Raw genomic sequence first — 17,236 nt, forward strand, 5'->3', positions numbered from 1 at the left:
TCAGCTAAATAGAAACGATCAGAAGGGCGACCACATTGCAACCCTATGCTCCGTTAGCGGGCTAATACTTCGTAAATAGATGCCTAATGCGAGTAAATAAAAATAAATTCATCGAAAGGTTTGTGCATTGATTACGCTAACGGGACACGATAGCGGAGAAGCTTCCTATGTGGTAGCCCCTCTTTTCTATTGAACTAACGGGCAGTTTAGCGCAGCTTCCACCTTCTGGAAGCGTAGTAAGATCAAGAATTAGAAATGACTCTATGGAGGTGGTATATCTGGCGTTTGAGATGAAAATGACGTCGGCATGTATTGCTACAGGCCAAAGAAAATCAACAACACTCCGATTGCAATTAAGACATACGAAATACGTTTAGTTATGCTGAAAGACAAGTGATACAGATTATGTCAATAATTTCAAAAAGGATAACATTTCCTATCTTAGGTCTAATATTAACCGTTATTGGTTACACGTTTTTGAAATTCGTTCGAGAAATTGAAGAAGAGATTCAATTACTTAGAGGTGAGATAAGTCGGTTAACTAAGGTGGTCGAAGCGCAGGGGAAAGATACAAAATAACCTTATTCATTCAATACTACAGAGCAACTGCTACGCTAACGGGAAACGTAGTTGAATTAAAACAGAAGAACCTCGACACAGCTTCTTGCAAGCAGTGCCCGAGGTTCTTAGTATTGGAATTGCCCTTAAGCGGCGACGTCGCGTCTCGTAAACAGTAGCCAAGCTAAGAATTGGAATACGATGTAGTAGGCGACAAGTATCATAATCGAGAACGTCAACGTCATTTCCGGTCTTAGCGGCGACGCGCCTTGCATATATTGCGTCAGGTCGATGTTGGAGAAGAGCAAATACTTGACCCAGCTATAGCCGCTGAGAAGCGCCGATAACGTATTGCCGACCAGCATGAACAGAAGTGAGAAGGCTATGGCCATCGAAGAGCTGCGGAACGCGGACGAAATCATGAAAGCCATCGTTACGTACATGAGCATTGATACTATCGAGAAACCGTATTTCTCCAACGAATTCAAGAAATAGGAACTTTCTTGGATAACGCCGCCATCGGTAATCGATATTTTCGCTTGGTTTGTTCCTTCGAAGCCTTCGAGAATACCTCCGGCCGCGTAAGCAGATGCAAATGTCAATATGAGCAGCAGAAGCGCGAACCCAAGCGTGGCGATGTATTTGCTGATCATAATCTTCGTGCGCGAAGCCGGACCGACAAGCAGCAGCTTGATCGTGCCCCATGTGAATTCGGCCGCAATCATATCGGCAGCGATAATGACGGTTAGAATCGTCGCTAAAATAATTAAGTATGATGATGTATCTACATAATTCCACAATGACAATTCGTTAGGATTTATATTTTGTTCCAAATAATATTCATTGAGCTTGATTTCGTTAGCGAAGTATGTTTTGTCCTCTTCCGAGAGTTCTTTGTTTTCTTGAAGCTCCTGCTGCATGTTGCTATTCCGTTCGGTCAGGTTGTTTTGCCAGTCGATCGTATTATTTTGGCTTGATTCCCACTTCATGATGCCGCTCATCAATGCGATTGTTAAAACGAGGAAGGCGATCATAAGCCATGTACGAGGACGACGATATATTTTCATATTTTCGTTTCGAATTAGATTAGACAGACTAGACAACCATCTCACCTCCGGTAATTTCCAAGAACTGTTCTTCAAGCGACTTCTGCGCCGCTTGAATGCCGAGCACGTCAATCTCCGAGCTTACAAGCAGCCTTGTAATATCGGGGATGGCAGCTTTGTCAGCCGCAATTTCGAGCTGATTGCCTTTCACCGTAATGCGGGTTGCATCGAAGATGGCGGATAGCAGCTGCTGAGCGGCAAATAAATCGCCGACTTCGATAACGATCTTCGACTGTATCGAATCGCGAGTTTCCTGCAGCGAGCGAATATCGATGAGCTTGCCGGCTTGTATTATCGCAACCCGGTCGCACATAAGCTCCATTTCGGACAGAAGATGGGAAGAGACGATGACGGAGATGCCTTCTTCTCTCGTCAGCTTGCGCAAATAATCGCGCAGTTCTCGAATGCCCGCAGGGTCGAGCCCGTTTGTCGGCTCATCAAGGATGAGCAACGATGGACGATGCAGAATCGCTTGGGCAACGCCAAGCCGCTGCCTCATTCCGAGAGAGTAACGCTTAACCTTCTCGTGAATACGGTTCTGAAGTCCGAGAAGCTTAACGACCTCATTGATCCGTTCCTTCGTAATGCCTTTATGCCGACGGGCAAAATGAACAAGGTTTTGATAACCGGTCAAAAATTTATACATTTCCGGATTTTCGACGATCGCTCCTACATGCGTCATGGCAAGCTCGAAGTGCTCGCGGACAGATACGCCTTTAATTAGGGTCTCGCCCTTCGACATCGTTATCAAGCCAACAATCATCCGTATTGTTGTCGTCTTGCCGGCACCGTTCGGTCCGAGAAATCCGAATACTTCGCCTGCGGGTATATCGAAACTAAGATTGTCGACGATCTTACGTCCGCCAATCGATTTGGTCACGTTGCGAAGCTGCAAAACGGCTTCTGTCATGCGTTAAAACCTCCTAGTATTATCGTACATATGAACTATACTGGAAGTTGCTTTGTCATAAAATAGACCTTTGATCAGGATTTCCCCCCTGCTTAGGTCGAGTATGAACGTTTTTCAAAGCATTTTTTAAACAAATACTTAAAAATATGCTTGATAATACAACTAAGGATTATTTACAACATAATGAGGTATCTCTCGAATTTGAACAGGAGGGTATAGGTGCACTGGCACTGGTGTCGATAGCTCTATGCGGTGAACAGAACCATAAATTGAAGTTCTGATCATTACCCTGACTAGACTAAACCCGAAAGATGATCACTTTTTCTAAAGTGTCTATCTTTCGGGTTGCAGTTTAGCCACGGCAGCTGCTCCTTGGTTTTATTAATCTAACGGGCAGGTTAGTTGAGGGTTAACCATAAATACTCCATTTTCAAACAAATGTAATGCGAAGTGGGGAGAGCTTATTTGGAAACTGATGCGTGGATTCCATTAATAAATTTTGAAGACGACGGGAAGATTTGGGTAGGGACAAAAGTACGGTTATATAATGTGGGATTGAACGTGAAGGATAAGTCTCTTGATTATTACGACTATCTGGTGTCGAATATCTATGAAAACAAAGACTATTTCCAATTAACTAACTTCTCGCAAGGAGAAGCTGGAAATATCATTTGTGTTATGAAAAAGGACAGTCCAAATCATTATGCTTTAGGTAAGTCTCTAAAGGAAGTGATGGAATTAGAAAATACGTATTTGCTTCTGGAATAACTAAATGCCTCCTTAGACCAACAAAATCAATCAAGCTAACGATAGTTCAACAAATAAGGAGCAGTTTGCTGTGGCAGTTGCTCCTATCTTCGTTAAGCTTACGGGCAGTATAGTTTAATTAGCATGGTATTATATGGGGATTGAAACAAGCCCATACACGAATTACATGTATCTTTTTATCCTGAGTATTTCACACCATACAACTTTGAAGATATGCAAGACTTTTTTAAGAAGGCCGTAACAAATGAGAACTTTGTTTTTCTACTTATAGAAGACAACGATGAACCACATGGATATGCATGGATTGAAATAAAAAATTACTCACAAAATGTTTTCACCAAACAGCGTAGAACCATGTTCGTGCACCAAATAAGCATCGTAGAGGAGCAAAAAAGAAGAGGGTACGGATCAAATTTAATGAAATACATTTACGAACTAGCAAAGAACGAAGGACTGGACAATGTAGAACTGGATTATTGGACCAAAAATGAACATGCAAAAAACTTTTACAGCAAACAGGGTTTCATGGGATATAGAGAATTTGTATATAAAAATATCTAAAGTGATTACGCTAACGGGAAACGATAGTTGAACAATCAAGGAGTAGTTTGCTGCGGCAGCTGCTCCCTTTTTTTGTTAAGCTAACGGGCAGTTTAACGTAAAAAAAATTCCCGAATTTGATATGCAACAATATAATTTTGCGTAACGTCTATAATAGATATTGTTTCCAAATACTGGAGGAGATTGACGTGGAAAAAGCTAAGAGTATGCCATATCAATAACTAAAGGAGGTTTCAAAATTGAAACCAAGCAAAACAATAACAACCATAACTTGGAGGCATATATTGAATAAAAATATTATTCTTTTATTGCTTTTGTCAATCGTTTTAAGTGCGTGCAGTTCTAATTCATCCAAGAAGACTAATCTCACTCCGTCGGACATATCACCATCTCCTGTTGAGAGTACAGCGGTTTCTGGAACAAGCACACCGGCACCATCTGAAACAAATGTCCCAGCTCCAGAAGTTATGACTAAACAAGAAATATTTGACTTTGATTTAATACGATCGGATTGGACCAAAGAGCAAATGGTAGAACTCGGACTTAAAAAAGAGGTAAATGACCTTGGCGGTGAAACGTATTTTTCCAATGATGTGATTAAATATATCTATTTTGATGCTCGCTCTGTAGAAACAACACCGGCAGTAGTCGATGTGTTTGGCGATCATCCGGGACCACGAGGATTTCGTGTTGGTGATACTTTTGAAGAGTTAATGGCGCTCTTCCCTCAAAATGAGGATTGGAAAAGTAATGCCAATGGTGTATTTTATGGTGAATTTGATCCTGATGCTGAGCAAGATACTTGGGGACCATCTGGATATGTTACTCAAGATGATGAAAATAAAGAAATTACAATACTAACGGATGTCTACCCGTTTGTTAGATTATTTTTTGAAGATGATGTCTTAACACATTATACTTTCTTTTTGATATCGGCTCATTAATTGCAGCTGCTTAAACTAACGGGCAGATTAGCGTGGAAACATATTTCTCTTACTTCAATTTCATTTTATGGTAATATATTGTTTAATTTATGAAAAGCATCAAGGGAGTGTAAGCGAAATGGTTCTTCTGTATTATGATATTTCATGAAGACACGCAAGTTAAAATTATTTATCTATTATCTTTCATTTGGGTATTTGGTTCAATTAGTGCATTTAGTATAAAGAAGCCAACAGAGTAGCTATTCTGATTTGGAGCAAAGCAGATTAAAACTGTGCCGATGAGTATGCTTTCCGACACGTTCAAGAGTTTGAGAGAGCAAGTTGTTGAATTATTTTGCAGTTATGTTGGCGAATAAGGGTTAATGTAACAACAGGTCTCGAGGTTCGTGTTGTAAGCGGAAAGGGCGCAGACGGACGCGGAGGCTTATGTCCGCATGCTTGGAATGAAGTGCGGATCGGCGATGGCGATGGCAGCTGGATTCCGTGATGCCACTTGGGAAAACGCCGGGGATTGGTTTAACCCGCCTGCATTCGACGAAACGCATATTCGCGAAGCGTAGCAATATTCACGGGGCAGGTTTATTTATAGGATAAGAGGTGATTCAACGTGCAAGACGATCTGCAAAAGCGGGAGATTATAAACCGGCGTCATTTTTCGTTTCGATTAAACTTATTTTTCTTTATTACGTTCGCTTTGTTTAGCGTGTTGATCGTCCGGTTAGCCATTTTGCAGTTCGTAGAGGGACCGACGCTTAGCGCGGAAGGCATCGGCAAAAGCACGCGGAGCGTAAAGATTCCTCCAATCCGGGGCAATATTTACGATTCCACTGGCTATCCGATCGCCTATTCCACATCGACTCAATCGTTATATTTCAGCATACAGCCGGAGCTTCAGCTGAAAGACGCAAAAGAGAATGCGAAGCAAATGGCCGCAAGATTTCTGAAGGTGTTTACGGAATACGGCGATCCTGCTAAGGCGATGACGGTGGACGATATTATCCGGCAAATGGATCTTGATTTCAGACGGAATACGATCTCAACCCCGCGCCGTATCAAATCCGGCTTGACAAATAGGGAAATCGCTTATTTTATGGAAAACCGCACGTCGTTCAAGGGCATCCACATCATGGAGGAAAGCGTTCGGAACTATGACTCCAATTCGATTTCCGTACAGCTGGTGGGCTATTTGAAAAAGTATAAAGGCGTTCGCGAAACGGTAGATTTCTACAAGGAAAAAAGCGTCGAGGAAGAGCCGACACTTCAATATTTGGAGGAAGAGGATGTCGGCATGGACGGCATGGAGTATATGTACCAGGATGTTCTTCGGGGAAAGAACGGCTTGAAGACGTATCCCGTTAACAATGCGGAGCGCATTATCGGCCCGATGCAAATTACGAATCCCGAAAAAGGCTCTGATATTTATCTGACCATTAACAAAAACGTACAGCTGAAAACAGAAGAAGCCATCATGAATCAATTGAAAAAAATAACGACCTCGACCAACCGGTACGAGCGGGCGGAATACGCCAAAACCGGCTTTGCCGTTGCGATGGAGGTCAATACCGGAAAAATTGTGGCCATGGCGAGTATGCCTGACTACGATCCGAACATTTGGGCAGGCGGCCGCATTAGCGTAGTAGATTACGAGAACTTCTCCAATGTATTGGAGAACGGAACGATTCGCAGCGTTTACGGCAAGTATGAGACGAAGGAAGAAAGAAAAAAACACCCATCGTCCATCGTGCCGCCGGGATCTACGTTGAAGCCATTATCCGTTCTAATTGGATTGAATGAGAAATTGTTTTCCACGACGGAGTACTACAAGGATACCGGCAGATTCAGTTACGGTAAAAAAGGCTACGAGACTTATGTTACAAATTCCCAGGGGCATGTGTATGGGAACATAGACGGAGCGAAAGCTATTCAGAATTCATCGAACCCATTCATGGCCGCTATGGTCGGCAACAAGCTTAATAAGAGAGGCGAGCAGAACGGCAAGAGCAGTGTAGAGATTTGGGATGGATATATGAAGCAATTTGGACTTGGCGTGCTTACCGAAAGCGGTTTGTACGGAGAATCTAAAGGTATTATCGATTATTTTGACTCCGCAAAGAGATTTAGTTCGCAATCTGCACTTATTATGGCTTCCTATGGTCAGCAAGGACGTTATACGACATTACAGCTTGCTCAATATACAGCAATGCTGGCTAATCACGGCAAACGGATAAAGCCCCAATTCGTGAATGTAATTAAAGATTCAAACGGGAAAATTATCCAGGGCTTTACGCCTAAGATTTTGAACACCGTTGATTTTCCCATTGAATATTGGGAAGAGATTGAGACGGGCATGTCCCTGGTAAAATCGGAAGGCTTTGAAGGCGTTGATTATACCTACAGACGGAAGACGGGTACATCGGAGCAAGACGTGGCGAAGCGCACAGCGGAAAATGCCGTCTTCATTGCTTATGCACCTGCAGAGAATCCCAAGCTCGCAGTAGCGGTCATTGTACCGGATGGCGGCTTTGGGGGTTATGGTGCATCACCTATCGCCCGGCAAATTTTTGATGCATACGATGTGGAAGTAGGTTTGACAGGTAAGCCTAAGAAGAAGCAGACCGCGACGACGGATGCTGCTGACGCTGTGGAAGGTACGAATGATTCGAATGAATAAGTACGATTAATTCCAAAAGGCTACAACATAAATGTAGTTATGTATTCCTAGTATCAAGTTTTATCATATTCAAAGAAGGCAAGGACATCCGATAACACAGTAATCACACTTCGGGCCATTCGGCCCTCGGTCCGCAGATGCAGGTTCGAGAAGTAGAAGCTGCGGACATATCCTTCCACCTAAGATAAGAGTTATCTTAGGGGAAGGACGTCGTGTATACGATACGTTATACGAAATCATTGCAAATTTAAAAATGAAGGAGAACCAATGAGAAAATTACGGAATATTATGGTATTAGCACTTCTTATAATCATCATTTTAGCATTCTTAGAATATAAAGGAGTTATTTGGCATAATTCATTTTTTGCAATGAAATATGAAGTTAAAGGGCTTGATGTTTCACATTATCAAGGTGACATTGATTGGAAAGAAGTCGGAAAGGAAAACGAGTATCATTTTGTATACATTAAGGCTACGGAAGGAAATGACCTTATCGATAATAAATTTGAATTTAATTGGAAGGAAGCGAAGAAACAGGGGATTTTAACAGGGGCATATCATTTTTTTTCAATGAGAAGTTCTGCTGAGGAACAAGCAAAGAAATTTATGAATATTGTTCCAAAGGAAAAGGACAGCTTACCATCGGTTATTGATATAGAAATTCGTCTAGATCATGACCCTAAGGAAGTTAAAGAAGAGTTGAAGATATTAGCTAATTTACTTGAAGACTATTATGAGAAGAAGCCGATACTTTATGTTACATACAATACATACAATACTTACGTTAAAGGGAAATTTGAAGATTATGATGTATGGATCCGTGACATTTTTAAATTTCCAACTCTTGGTGATCGTAAGTGGATAATTTGGCAGTATAACAATAGAGGGAGAATTAATGGAATAGATATGTATGTTGATATCAATGTTTTTAACGGTAATATCGAAGATTTTAAGAAGAAATTCAGTTAATCATGGAAGGCAATGACATCGTATAATGCCGTATCTACGCTGCGCGGCTGACGCCACTTGGTTCGCAAGAAGCCATTGGCAGGGATGTGGAATCAGCGAACAACCTTGCACAGGCTAAGTCCGTCGGACCCGGCGTATACGCGCCTTAAGCCATTGAAGGTTCACTCCCTAGGCAAATTAAAGCGATTAACACGATTATTTCAAGAGATTATGGAGGTCGCACGCTTCAACAAATGCTTAATGAGTTGAGGAACAAAAATAATAAGATTCGAGATTTTAGCTTTGATTTAATAAATGAGGCTCTAATCAAGAATAGAGTTGAAAAGTCTTTTTTTTTGGGTAAGTACTTTGAGTTCGTTGGAAGCACTATTAATTTGTTTAGGGATAAGGGAGTTTTTAATAGTAGAAATTCATTTTTTTCTAAATACACATAGGATTGCGGTTTCTATCATTCTTTTTATGGTAATATCTGGTTGTTTCGCACTTTCTTTTTTCGAGTTTATCACATGCTGCCACAAATCCAGTAAAATCAATAAAAACGGTTCCTGACTTTTTTATCACCTGACAGTTAGGCATTTATTCTAGAGCTAACGAGTAACAATAGCTTAATAAGACATGCACACAAAACAACTACCTTTGTGCCTGTATCCTTAAACAAAACCTCTCCAGAAGCATAAAAATAATTTTGATAGATTAGTACAATCTTCGATTGGTCACTATGAATATCTTATCTCATACTACTATATTGGAGGTTGAGATAATGATAGATAAGTTAAAAAAGAAACGGACTGCCGCGATCCGGAACAAAAAAGCCACACCTGCAAAGGTAACTCGGAAAAAGTCTACACTGTCAAAAGCGACTCCCAAAAAATCCACACTTGTAAAAGTAACTCCGAAAATGGCTAAAAAAGTCTTGGCGGCTAATAAAGCCAGAATCATGGCTCTCCCAGGACGAAGCTCGGGACGACGACCAGGACGATTTTGTTGCCCTGCATTTATTCAAATACGCAATTTTTATGTACAAGCAGCATCACAGGGTTTTACACAGATAAGTTTTGATGTAAAACAACCGGGAGGGACGTTGACAGTTTTTGTGGACAGCATAGACTGGTTTAATGAGCGAGACTGTTCAATTCTCCTTAACGTAAATTCCCCTATATTGGGCTTACCAGACGCGGTAATTAATTGCCAAATCCTCAATGCGATTTTTGCAGATAACCTTCAAACAATCGTATAATGATTTACAAGGGAGAAGTAGCCTATGCTCACTAACCCGGAAAACGATAAATAGATAAATAACCAGTGCGGCAGTCTGAAACTTTGTTTTTTAGGTTTTAGGCTGCTTTTGTGTTTGCGTTCTTTTATTTTTTCAGGGGGGGCTGTCCGTTGCCCTGCTGGATGATCTCATGTATTGCGTGCTGACGCACGATCTGTTCATATGATGACGATAACACTCAACAAATTAGCAATAAAATGTGAAATAGTACTTATCCAAGCGCCATGCTTCCGATATATTCCTTCACTTTGAAACCAAATTTCATATACAAAAATAAGCATATCTAAGGCTGCTAACCGGTGGAAATGCTCTATGCTTATTCTTTCGGCTTCTTTCGTCGATGGACGCTAATCGTAACGTAGACTTCTTCTGAGAACCATTGTCCCAAACATTTGTATAAAACACCCATTTTTATGAACATGTCTACACACAAAACCTTCTCAGAAGCATATAAACGGCCATACAAGCCATTTTCTTTTTATAGGTCGAATTCATTCAATTCGATCATAAAGGGAAATCGGCTTATATGGCCGTTCTGTTCGTTAAGTGCGTTTTGGTATCTACGAGGTAACATGCTCACAAAATAATGGTTTTTGTACAGATGTCCTAGTTATTAGCGTTAAGCTAACGGGTAGGATAGTTCCAATATGTGGTAGTATAAGGGGAGCTTAAGGCAAATGGAGTTTCACAATAAACTATAAAAGAGTTGATTTTATGTTCACTGTTACTGTGGAGATGACTCAGGAGCGGAAATATCAATTACGTGAATGGATAAATACACATGAGAATGCAACAGATCAATACTTTATGGGAGTCTACGCAGGGCTAAAGTGGATGATTGATAAAGTTGGTGTTAAGGAACATCTCTACTCTGAGATACCCGTAGCATCTCCAATCATTATCAATATGGCTTTTATTAGTGAATGCACTAAGAAATTTGAAGAAAATTGGATTGATGAGATATGGAATAGAGGTTTAGCTTTAGCTATTATTGCGGTCCTGGATCTATTTAATATTCAAGTTATAGAGTTTCCAACTCCGAAATTTGCTAATAAGACGTTAAACTAATATCCAGTAGAACATTTAGACTTGAGTCCGTTTTCCGTAGACTGACTTCCATGTCAGAATGAGAATAATAATTCTGTAATAAAGTGGTAAAAGCGACAAAATCAAAGCTTCTTGAGCAATTGCCTGTCAAGGTATGGGCGACGCTCGCGGCATTTACAGCTACTATAGCGATGAGCATTTTGAAACCAATGCTACCGAAATGGGAGGATTATACGAGCGGTTTTGCTCCGCAATAGGCTTCTTCCTCAGCGGCGATTCTCGGCGTAATAGTTCTGCTGCTGGCTATCGGATGGCCGAGAGTACGTATCATTTCACGGCAAATGCTGTTGGTCGCAGCCTGGGTTGTTTGTTTGCTCATGGTTTGGTCTTCAGCAGGAATTATTTTCGACGGACTTCGGGCTGCGGGTGTCGCAGGTATTTCCCGGTCTGCCGCCCGTCGTTGAGTGGACCGGATTTGCGTCCCGCATAGTCTGCCTTGTGGGGGCTGCATTGCTTATTTCGACTTTCGTATGTTTCCAACGGCTTTCGAGGGGCGCGTGCATTCACTGCGGAAGAACTCAAGAGAAGACTATCCCGGTGAGTTATAACAACTTTGTTAGCAATCCCTAATTTGATCGGACATTCACTCTGGATAATATCTATGTTAGCTAATACCGATAATACAGGAGGGATTGTAAATGAAGAAATTTAAAAAGATTTTATATGCATCAATTACTAGTTTATTACTATCCATGACTTTATTATTGAACGGTGTGTTGGCTGCTTCTGTACCTGATGATGTAAGATCTTCGGTGGAGAGCGATTTTCAGTCGTATAAAACATCTCTTGAAAACGATAAAGACAAGTTTGGAATGAAACCTAATGAGAAGGCTGCCGAGGTGGTACTGGGTGAAGGAGTTCCTTTTTATTTAGTTTCTCCAAATTTTACATCTACAATGGATGATAAGGTGGATAAGAATGATGTAATTCCTGATGATTTAATTCAATTTGAAGGGTATGTTTTTCCGATTGAATTAAATAAAAAACCAACAGGGGTAGTTTTTGCGACACAGCAAGAGGGTAAGTGGAAAGTATTCAAGATTTCAAGTGATTTAACTCTTTTTAATGATATTATTGAAGCTCAAGTAAAACTCAAAAATAAAAATGAATACAAATTAGTATATGATAGTAGTTTTGGACTTGTTGCTTTAATGAGTAAGGATACAGATGGAAATAAAATTGTTCCTCTAAGAAATAACGAAATACTAGGTCTTGAAAAAAATAATGAAAAAAAATTGAGTGAGTTTGCAGATCAACTTTATAAGGTGAAAAAAGAAAAAAACGAGAACGTTAAACAAAATGGTGGGGCATCAGGCATTGGTGCAAACGGAGAAGAAAATTCAAATAATACCGTTTTTACGCTTGCAATCGTGACGACAGTTGCAGTATTGATGCTAGCTTCTATCATGATCTTAAAAAAGAGACGTGCAAGTATCAATAAATAAGTACTAGTCGACTGTTCACTCATTAATGCAAAAAAGACCCTAAGGCTCTTTTTTTGCGTTGCAACGAATTGCTTAGCGTACGTTTTCCGCGTTTTATTGGTGGGATCCCTATGGGGGTATCAGACGCTTAATTGCTTCGCAATGTGTGCGGCAGGGTTTCCCCCTGCACCCATTTCGCTTCTGACGAAGCGACGAAATGCATTTCACGATACAATCGCGATCGACTTTCGATCAACGGCTCCCGGTCGGTAACAGAGCAGCATATACTGCTTTGGCTCTCTCATTCCCTTACCCCTTGTTGAAACTTTACTGGTCACTCGGCGGCACGTTTGGAGGAGGAAAAACCTTCGCCCATAACGCCGCCTATGGAGAAATGTTGCTATTAATCGGGAGTACGCTGCTCTCGCTGGCACTTGTTCGACGATGGGGTCGTATTTTCCCGGATTGGATGCCATTTCTGGGAGGAAGGAAAGTCCCCAGGCTTCTTATCATCACTCCCGGCTGGATTGCTGCGGGTTTGACTATCCCTATGGGTGTTCTTGCTATCCTTGGTAGCATCATGCAAGCGCTTGGTCTGTCTGACGGCCCAGTTCGATTCGATGACAGCGGACTAATCGTGCTGTTCGTTTATGGGGTATGGCTGCTGTATGGACTTTCAACGGTTGCGGCTGTCTGGCGATATACTCAGCAAACAAGGTGCGAGTGCCGACACTGTATAAAAAAGACCGTCGGAGGATCCGGAAACTCCACTCGTTTGTTCAAATAACGGGAAACTTTAGTTGAATGAACACATTGATGAGCGGGCGCTACGGTAGCCTGCTCTTTTTATTAAGCTAACGGGCAGAATAGTTCCAATATGTGGTATTATCTGTTTATTAAGTTAATGACTGAGTTACTTCAATATCAGTACGGATGGAGGGAGTTAGTAACATTAAACAGAAAAATTTTGTTGGATTGTTCGCATCAATATTTCTCATTTTCTATGGTATATGGAAACTAAATAATTTTTTTGAAACAAAAGTTGGTCCAGTAGGTAACGGTCCTAGTGATACTGTTATAGAAATAGTATGGATATTGTTTGGTATATCAATGATATTAGGTGTTGGTGGAGTGATTTATTTTTCTTATTCAATTTTTAAAAAGAAATGATTAATTAATAATCCAAAAGTTCGTTGTTCCGCTAACGAGTACTATTGTTGAACAAACAAGCAGCAGTTCACGGTAGCTGCTTCATTTCTTTGTTAAGCTAACGTGCAGATTAGCGTGGTAGCAGTCAGTGATATCTCTCTTCAATGGCATATGGTAATATTAGTTAAAGCATATATTGACATGTCCATTTGAACGATAAACCCTTTACTTTTTCAACTATCACTTAAGTATCAACGCTGGTTACATGAGGAAATAGAAATTAATTATCGTTCAATTAAGAAGTTATTAAATGAATTGAATTTAGTTGAAAACCATCAATACAAAGAAAATATTATCTCAAAACTTAAAAGAATAAGGCTGTACGATAGAGTTCAAAACATAGAAAGGGTTTATCAGAGCATTGGTCCGATCAAGTACATATTAGAAAGTTTAATAAATGTGATCGATCAAAAGGATACAGAAAAAATAAGAATTATGGCAAGTTCAGTCCATAACTACCCATCATTCATTTCAGGTAAGTACAATTGTAACTCTATAGATTTCTGGAATGAACATATTAGCTACTACAATAGAATTTTTCAAAGTGACTTCATGAGTGATTGGAAGTATTTATTTTTTGAATATTACCCGAAGCATGAGCAATAAATGTTGCGCTAACGAGTAACGTTTGCTCAATAATCACCTTCAAGGCTGCCAGCAGATCGGCAGTCTTTTCTCAACTAAGGGCAGCAGTTTAGTTGAACTAAGGAATTGCGCATATTATTCCATCCTCTGTAGTGGACAGCTTAGCTGCAATGAAGGATATCGGGTGCATTAAGCTGAGGAAGTTTTTGGTCAATGAACAAAATATAATTAAAAAACTCGCCGAAATGGACGAGTCTTTTGTGTTTTTATATACCAATTAATATTCTGAACAGGAATTTTCTATAATAACCCCTAACACAAAACTATAATTCTATAGGGTGTGGTTTGGGCGGGGATACTTTTTGTGGCAGGTCCGTAAATAACAATTAGATCTCGGTTCGCAGGGGTTCTTGAAAAGAGTTGCCCATTTGTTAATACTTTTTGAGTATATGGAGAAATATTTAATCGTAATCGTCCATCACTACTCTCCAACTCACTATTAAAATAATCTACTTTTACATTCTGATATGGGCTATCTTTTACCATGACAAGTGCTTGATATTGTGGAGGGTAAATAAAAAGAGCTGGTGCATTTCCGTCATAATATCCAGTCACGTGATCTCCTACTGCCACCATTACATGGTCTACAAAGTAAGTTGTGGGTGACACCACGAAATTTACTAATGCTCCCAATCCGTTTTCTACAGATATTAATTTATAACAGCCTTCTTCATTTTGACCTGTAAAAAAATCACTAATCATAGTGACAGTCCCGTGAAAAGAAAAAAAATTTGTCATACAATACCTCCATTTCTTTATAAAGATAATGCATAAAATGAGCTTTATATTTCGACATTAGTAGAGGCTAACAAAGAAACATCCCCTATTCGTAAAGTCAAATAACCTGTGTTTACAGTATGTGGGTTAATAACTATATGATTGTGCAGATGCCCATAAAGGATATGAAGATTCCTAGCTTCGGCGACAACTTGTACTTCATCAGCCAGCAAGGATAAGATTGTATTCAACATGGACTGGTCGCTCTCTTACGAACTGATCTCCTTTCTGGCCTGAGAACCTTAAAGGATACTAGAGATTCGTTTGATAGAGCGGACGGAGGTAGGTGAAAGCCGACCTCCTTCGACTCTACACTTGGGATGTTGCAACTTCTCGAGGATTAAAGGGGAGAAGAATCCGTATTCCGCGACGACTTGAAGCGGCTACCCGGATCGAAGAGTACAAGTCTGATGGCTATACGTTGTGGCAAATTTCATATAAGATGTTTCAATGGAAGCGTTCACAACGAGGTAAGAGGCATCGCGGAATCCTTTAATAAGCTTAAGGAGATGATTTCGATTCAATTGGATAAGCATATGGCGACAACCGCGGGAGTATTTCACGGCATGCATAGGCGCTGGAGTAACATCGGACTGCTTCAGAGATTGCTCATCAAATGCTTCGTATTTTTAATTTTGCCAGTATTAACGGTGGGGATACTCTTATTTTCGACTACTCTTCCTTTGGCGCAAAATGAAGGCCGCGATTCCTTGGTAAGCATGGTTAATCAATTGAATGAAAACGTACAGTTCAGGATTACCGGATACCAGAATATCTTGGCGCAGCTCTCTTTAGATCCAAGGCTTGCCGCCGCACTGACGCAAGAGTATACCAATGCGTCGGATGCGGTGGACAGCCTTCAAAGTATCAATTCTCTGATGGAAAGATTGGGCACCTATTTCCCGATGAGAAGGATCAGTATTTATCAGGATAACCCCACCTTGCCCGAAGACCTTGGAAGCGTATTCAAGCTGGAGAGAGCGTACAAGGAGCCATGGTACGAAGCAATGGAGAATTCGCCCGGCCAAAGTTTCTATTGGTATGTCGACGTTCGTACGCCGGGAGATCCCATCCTGCATGTCAGCGTTTGGCTTAAAGATTATCTGGAAGATAAAAATTATGGCCTTATCAAATTCGAAATCCCCAGTAGAACCGTTTTTGGTCAAATCACGAACCCCTTGCAGGACAAACACGGCGAGATTATGTTGCTTGACCAAAACCGACGAGCGTTGTCCGTTTCGCGCAATGCGGAGGCGGGGGCTTTAGCGGAGGAAAAGCCCTATCTGGATACCGTATATCGCAATAATAACGGCTGGATGTTTACGAAAATCGACGGAAAGCAAAGTCTTATCGTGTATCAGACAAACAAGCTCGGATGGAGATTAATTGCGGTCGTCAGCCAGGAAGAGTTATGGCATAAAATTCGATTAATCAGAAATATCGCGATTATCGTAAGCTTATTGTTCATCGTGCTTTCCCTATCCGTTCTTACCCACTTTGGGATCAATGTGACCGGTCGGCTCAAACGCTTGTTAAAAAGCATTCGCGAGGTGCGTAACGGGAACTTCGGGATGCAGGTCCGTATCCGCGAGAATGATGAACTGGCTGCCGTGGAAAACGAATTCAACTCTATGTCCAAGCAGCTTGACCTGACAGTGAAAGATCTAGCCGATACCCGATCCTGGGCTGAACAGGAAGAGCTTCGTTTGCTGCAGGCGCAGATTAATCCCCATTTTCTGTACAATACGCTGGCGCTGGTGAAATATATGGCCATGGATATCGGATCCGAAGCGATATACAAGGTCATCGATGCCATGTCTCGTTTTTTCAGGCTTTCCCTAAACCGCGGCAAGGATGTGATGACACTCAAAGACGAGCTTGAGCACGTCCGGGCCTATCTTGAAATACATCAGATTAGGTATCCGAATAAAGTACAGATCCGGTACGAGATAGATAGCGATATCCTGAACTATGAAATCATTAAGATGACACTTCAGCCTATTGTAGAAAATACGCTGACTCACGCCTTCGTGCACACATCCGGCCGTGGCAGCCTGACGATTAAAGCCGAACGAAGGGATGAATCGCTTTCACTGCAAGTGACCGATGACGGATGCGGGATGACTAGCGAAGCGATTGCCGAACTGCTGAACGAATCTAACGGAAGCAAGGAACGGCGAGGCTTTGGCTTGCGGAACGTCCACGATCGTCTCAAGAAGCATTATGGTGAGCACTATGATTTGAACATAACTAGCATCATCGAATCAGGGACTACCGTGGAAGTCCGGATTCCAATGAGAGGGTGAGGGTT

General features: G+C 41.2%; 14 protein-coding genes and 1 pseudogene. 11 read left to right on the forward strand and 4 right to left on the reverse strand.

Annotated elements, in window-relative coordinates; translation table 11 throughout:
• Positions 1-704: 704 nt before the first annotated feature.
• Together AC0YN7_RS28490 and AC0YN7_RS28495 are read right to left on the reverse strand one after the other, a co-directional pair.
• A complete protein-coding gene (locus tag AC0YN7_RS28490; protein WP_475813390.1) occupies positions 705-1,661 on the reverse strand; it encodes an ABC transporter permease in 957 nt (318 codons plus the stop codon).
• Complete coding sequence (locus AC0YN7_RS28495) at positions 1,654-2,574, reverse strand: ABC transporter ATP-binding protein (RefSeq protein ID WP_475813391.1); 921 nt, start codon at positions 2,572-2,574, stop codon at positions 1,654-1,656. Before AC0YN7_RS28495 ends, AC0YN7_RS28490 begins: the two co-directional genes overlap by 8 nt.
• Positions 2,575-3,057: 483 nt before the next feature.
• Between AC0YN7_RS28495 and AC0YN7_RS28500 the strand changes: the two genes are divergently transcribed.
• From AC0YN7_RS28500 to AC0YN7_RS28535, 8 genes and pseudogenes are all read left to right on the forward strand, one after another.
• On the forward strand, positions 3,058-3,342 hold the full coding sequence (locus AC0YN7_RS28500; protein WP_475813424.1) for a hypothetical protein: 285 nt from the start codon (positions 3,058-3,060) through the stop codon (positions 3,340-3,342).
• 153 nt (positions 3,343-3,495) lie between these two features.
• Positions 3,496-3,903 carry a GNAT family N-acetyltransferase gene (locus tag AC0YN7_RS28505; protein ID WP_475813425.1) on the forward strand — a complete coding sequence of 136 codons (408 nt, stop codon included), beginning with the start codon at positions 3,496-3,498 and terminating at the stop codon, positions 3,901-3,903.
• Positions 3,904-4,142: 239 nt separating this feature from the next.
• Complete coding sequence (locus AC0YN7_RS28510) at positions 4,143-4,847, forward strand: hypothetical protein (protein ID WP_475813392.1); 705 nt, start codon at positions 4,143-4,145, stop codon at positions 4,845-4,847.
• A gap of 370 nt (positions 4,848-5,217) precedes the next feature.
• Positions 5,218-5,407: pseudogene (locus tag AC0YN7_RS28515) on the forward strand (transglutaminase domain-containing protein); the annotation flags it as partial.
• 47 nt (positions 5,408-5,454) lie between these two features.
• Positions 5,455-7,518: a peptidoglycan D,D-transpeptidase FtsI family protein gene (locus AC0YN7_RS28520; protein ID WP_475813393.1), complete on the forward strand. Its 2,064-nt coding sequence runs from the start codon at positions 5,455-5,457 to the stop codon at positions 7,516-7,518.
• 267 nt (positions 7,519-7,785) lie between these two features.
• A complete protein-coding gene (locus AC0YN7_RS28525) occupies positions 7,786-8,487 on the forward strand; it encodes a GH25 family lysozyme (protein WP_475813394.1) in 702 nt (233 codons plus the stop codon).
• A 760-nt stretch (positions 8,488-9,247) separates the two neighbouring features.
• A complete protein-coding gene (locus tag AC0YN7_RS28530; RefSeq protein WP_475813395.1) occupies positions 9,248-9,724 on the forward strand; it encodes a hypothetical protein in 477 nt (158 codons plus the stop codon).
• Positions 9,725-10,477: 753 nt separating this feature from the next.
• On the forward strand, positions 10,478-10,831 hold the full coding sequence (locus tag AC0YN7_RS28535; RefSeq protein ID WP_475813396.1) for a hypothetical protein: 354 nt from the start codon (positions 10,478-10,480) through the stop codon (positions 10,829-10,831).
• Positions 10,832-11,039: 208 nt separating this feature from the next.
• On the opposite strand, the gene AC0YN7_RS28540 is transcribed toward AC0YN7_RS28535, so the two are convergent.
• Positions 11,040-11,189 carry a hypothetical protein gene (locus AC0YN7_RS28540; protein WP_475813397.1) on the reverse strand — a complete coding sequence of 50 codons (150 nt, stop codon included), beginning with the start codon at positions 11,187-11,189 and terminating at the stop codon, positions 11,040-11,042.
• A gap of 319 nt (positions 11,190-11,508) precedes the next feature.
• Between AC0YN7_RS28540 and AC0YN7_RS28545 the strand changes: the two genes are divergently transcribed.
• Together AC0YN7_RS28545 and AC0YN7_RS28550 are read left to right on the forward strand one after the other, a co-directional pair.
• Entirely contained in the window at positions 11,509-12,315 is an 807-nt protein-coding gene (locus AC0YN7_RS28545) for a hypothetical protein (RefSeq protein ID WP_475813398.1), read from the forward strand.
• A 196-nt stretch (positions 12,316-12,511) separates the two neighbouring features.
• Entirely contained in the window at positions 12,512-13,081 is a 570-nt protein-coding gene (locus AC0YN7_RS28550; RefSeq protein WP_475813399.1) for a hypothetical protein, read from the forward strand.
• Between the two features lie 1,319 nt (positions 13,082-14,400).
• Here AC0YN7_RS28550 and AC0YN7_RS28555 read toward each other — a convergent pair.
• Positions 14,401-14,886: a hypothetical protein gene (locus tag AC0YN7_RS28555; RefSeq protein ID WP_475813400.1), complete on the reverse strand. Its 486-nt coding sequence runs from the start codon at positions 14,884-14,886 to the stop codon at positions 14,401-14,403.
• 449 nt (positions 14,887-15,335) lie between these two features.
• Here AC0YN7_RS28555 and AC0YN7_RS28560 point away from each other — a divergent pair, with 449 nt between their 5' ends.
• Complete coding sequence (locus AC0YN7_RS28560) at positions 15,336-17,231, forward strand: cache domain-containing sensor histidine kinase (RefSeq protein WP_475813401.1); 1,896 nt, start codon at positions 15,336-15,338, stop codon at positions 17,229-17,231.
• Positions 17,232-17,236: the final 5 nt, after the last annotated feature.

This window comes from Paenibacillus sp. J31R122, assembly GCF_056269185.1.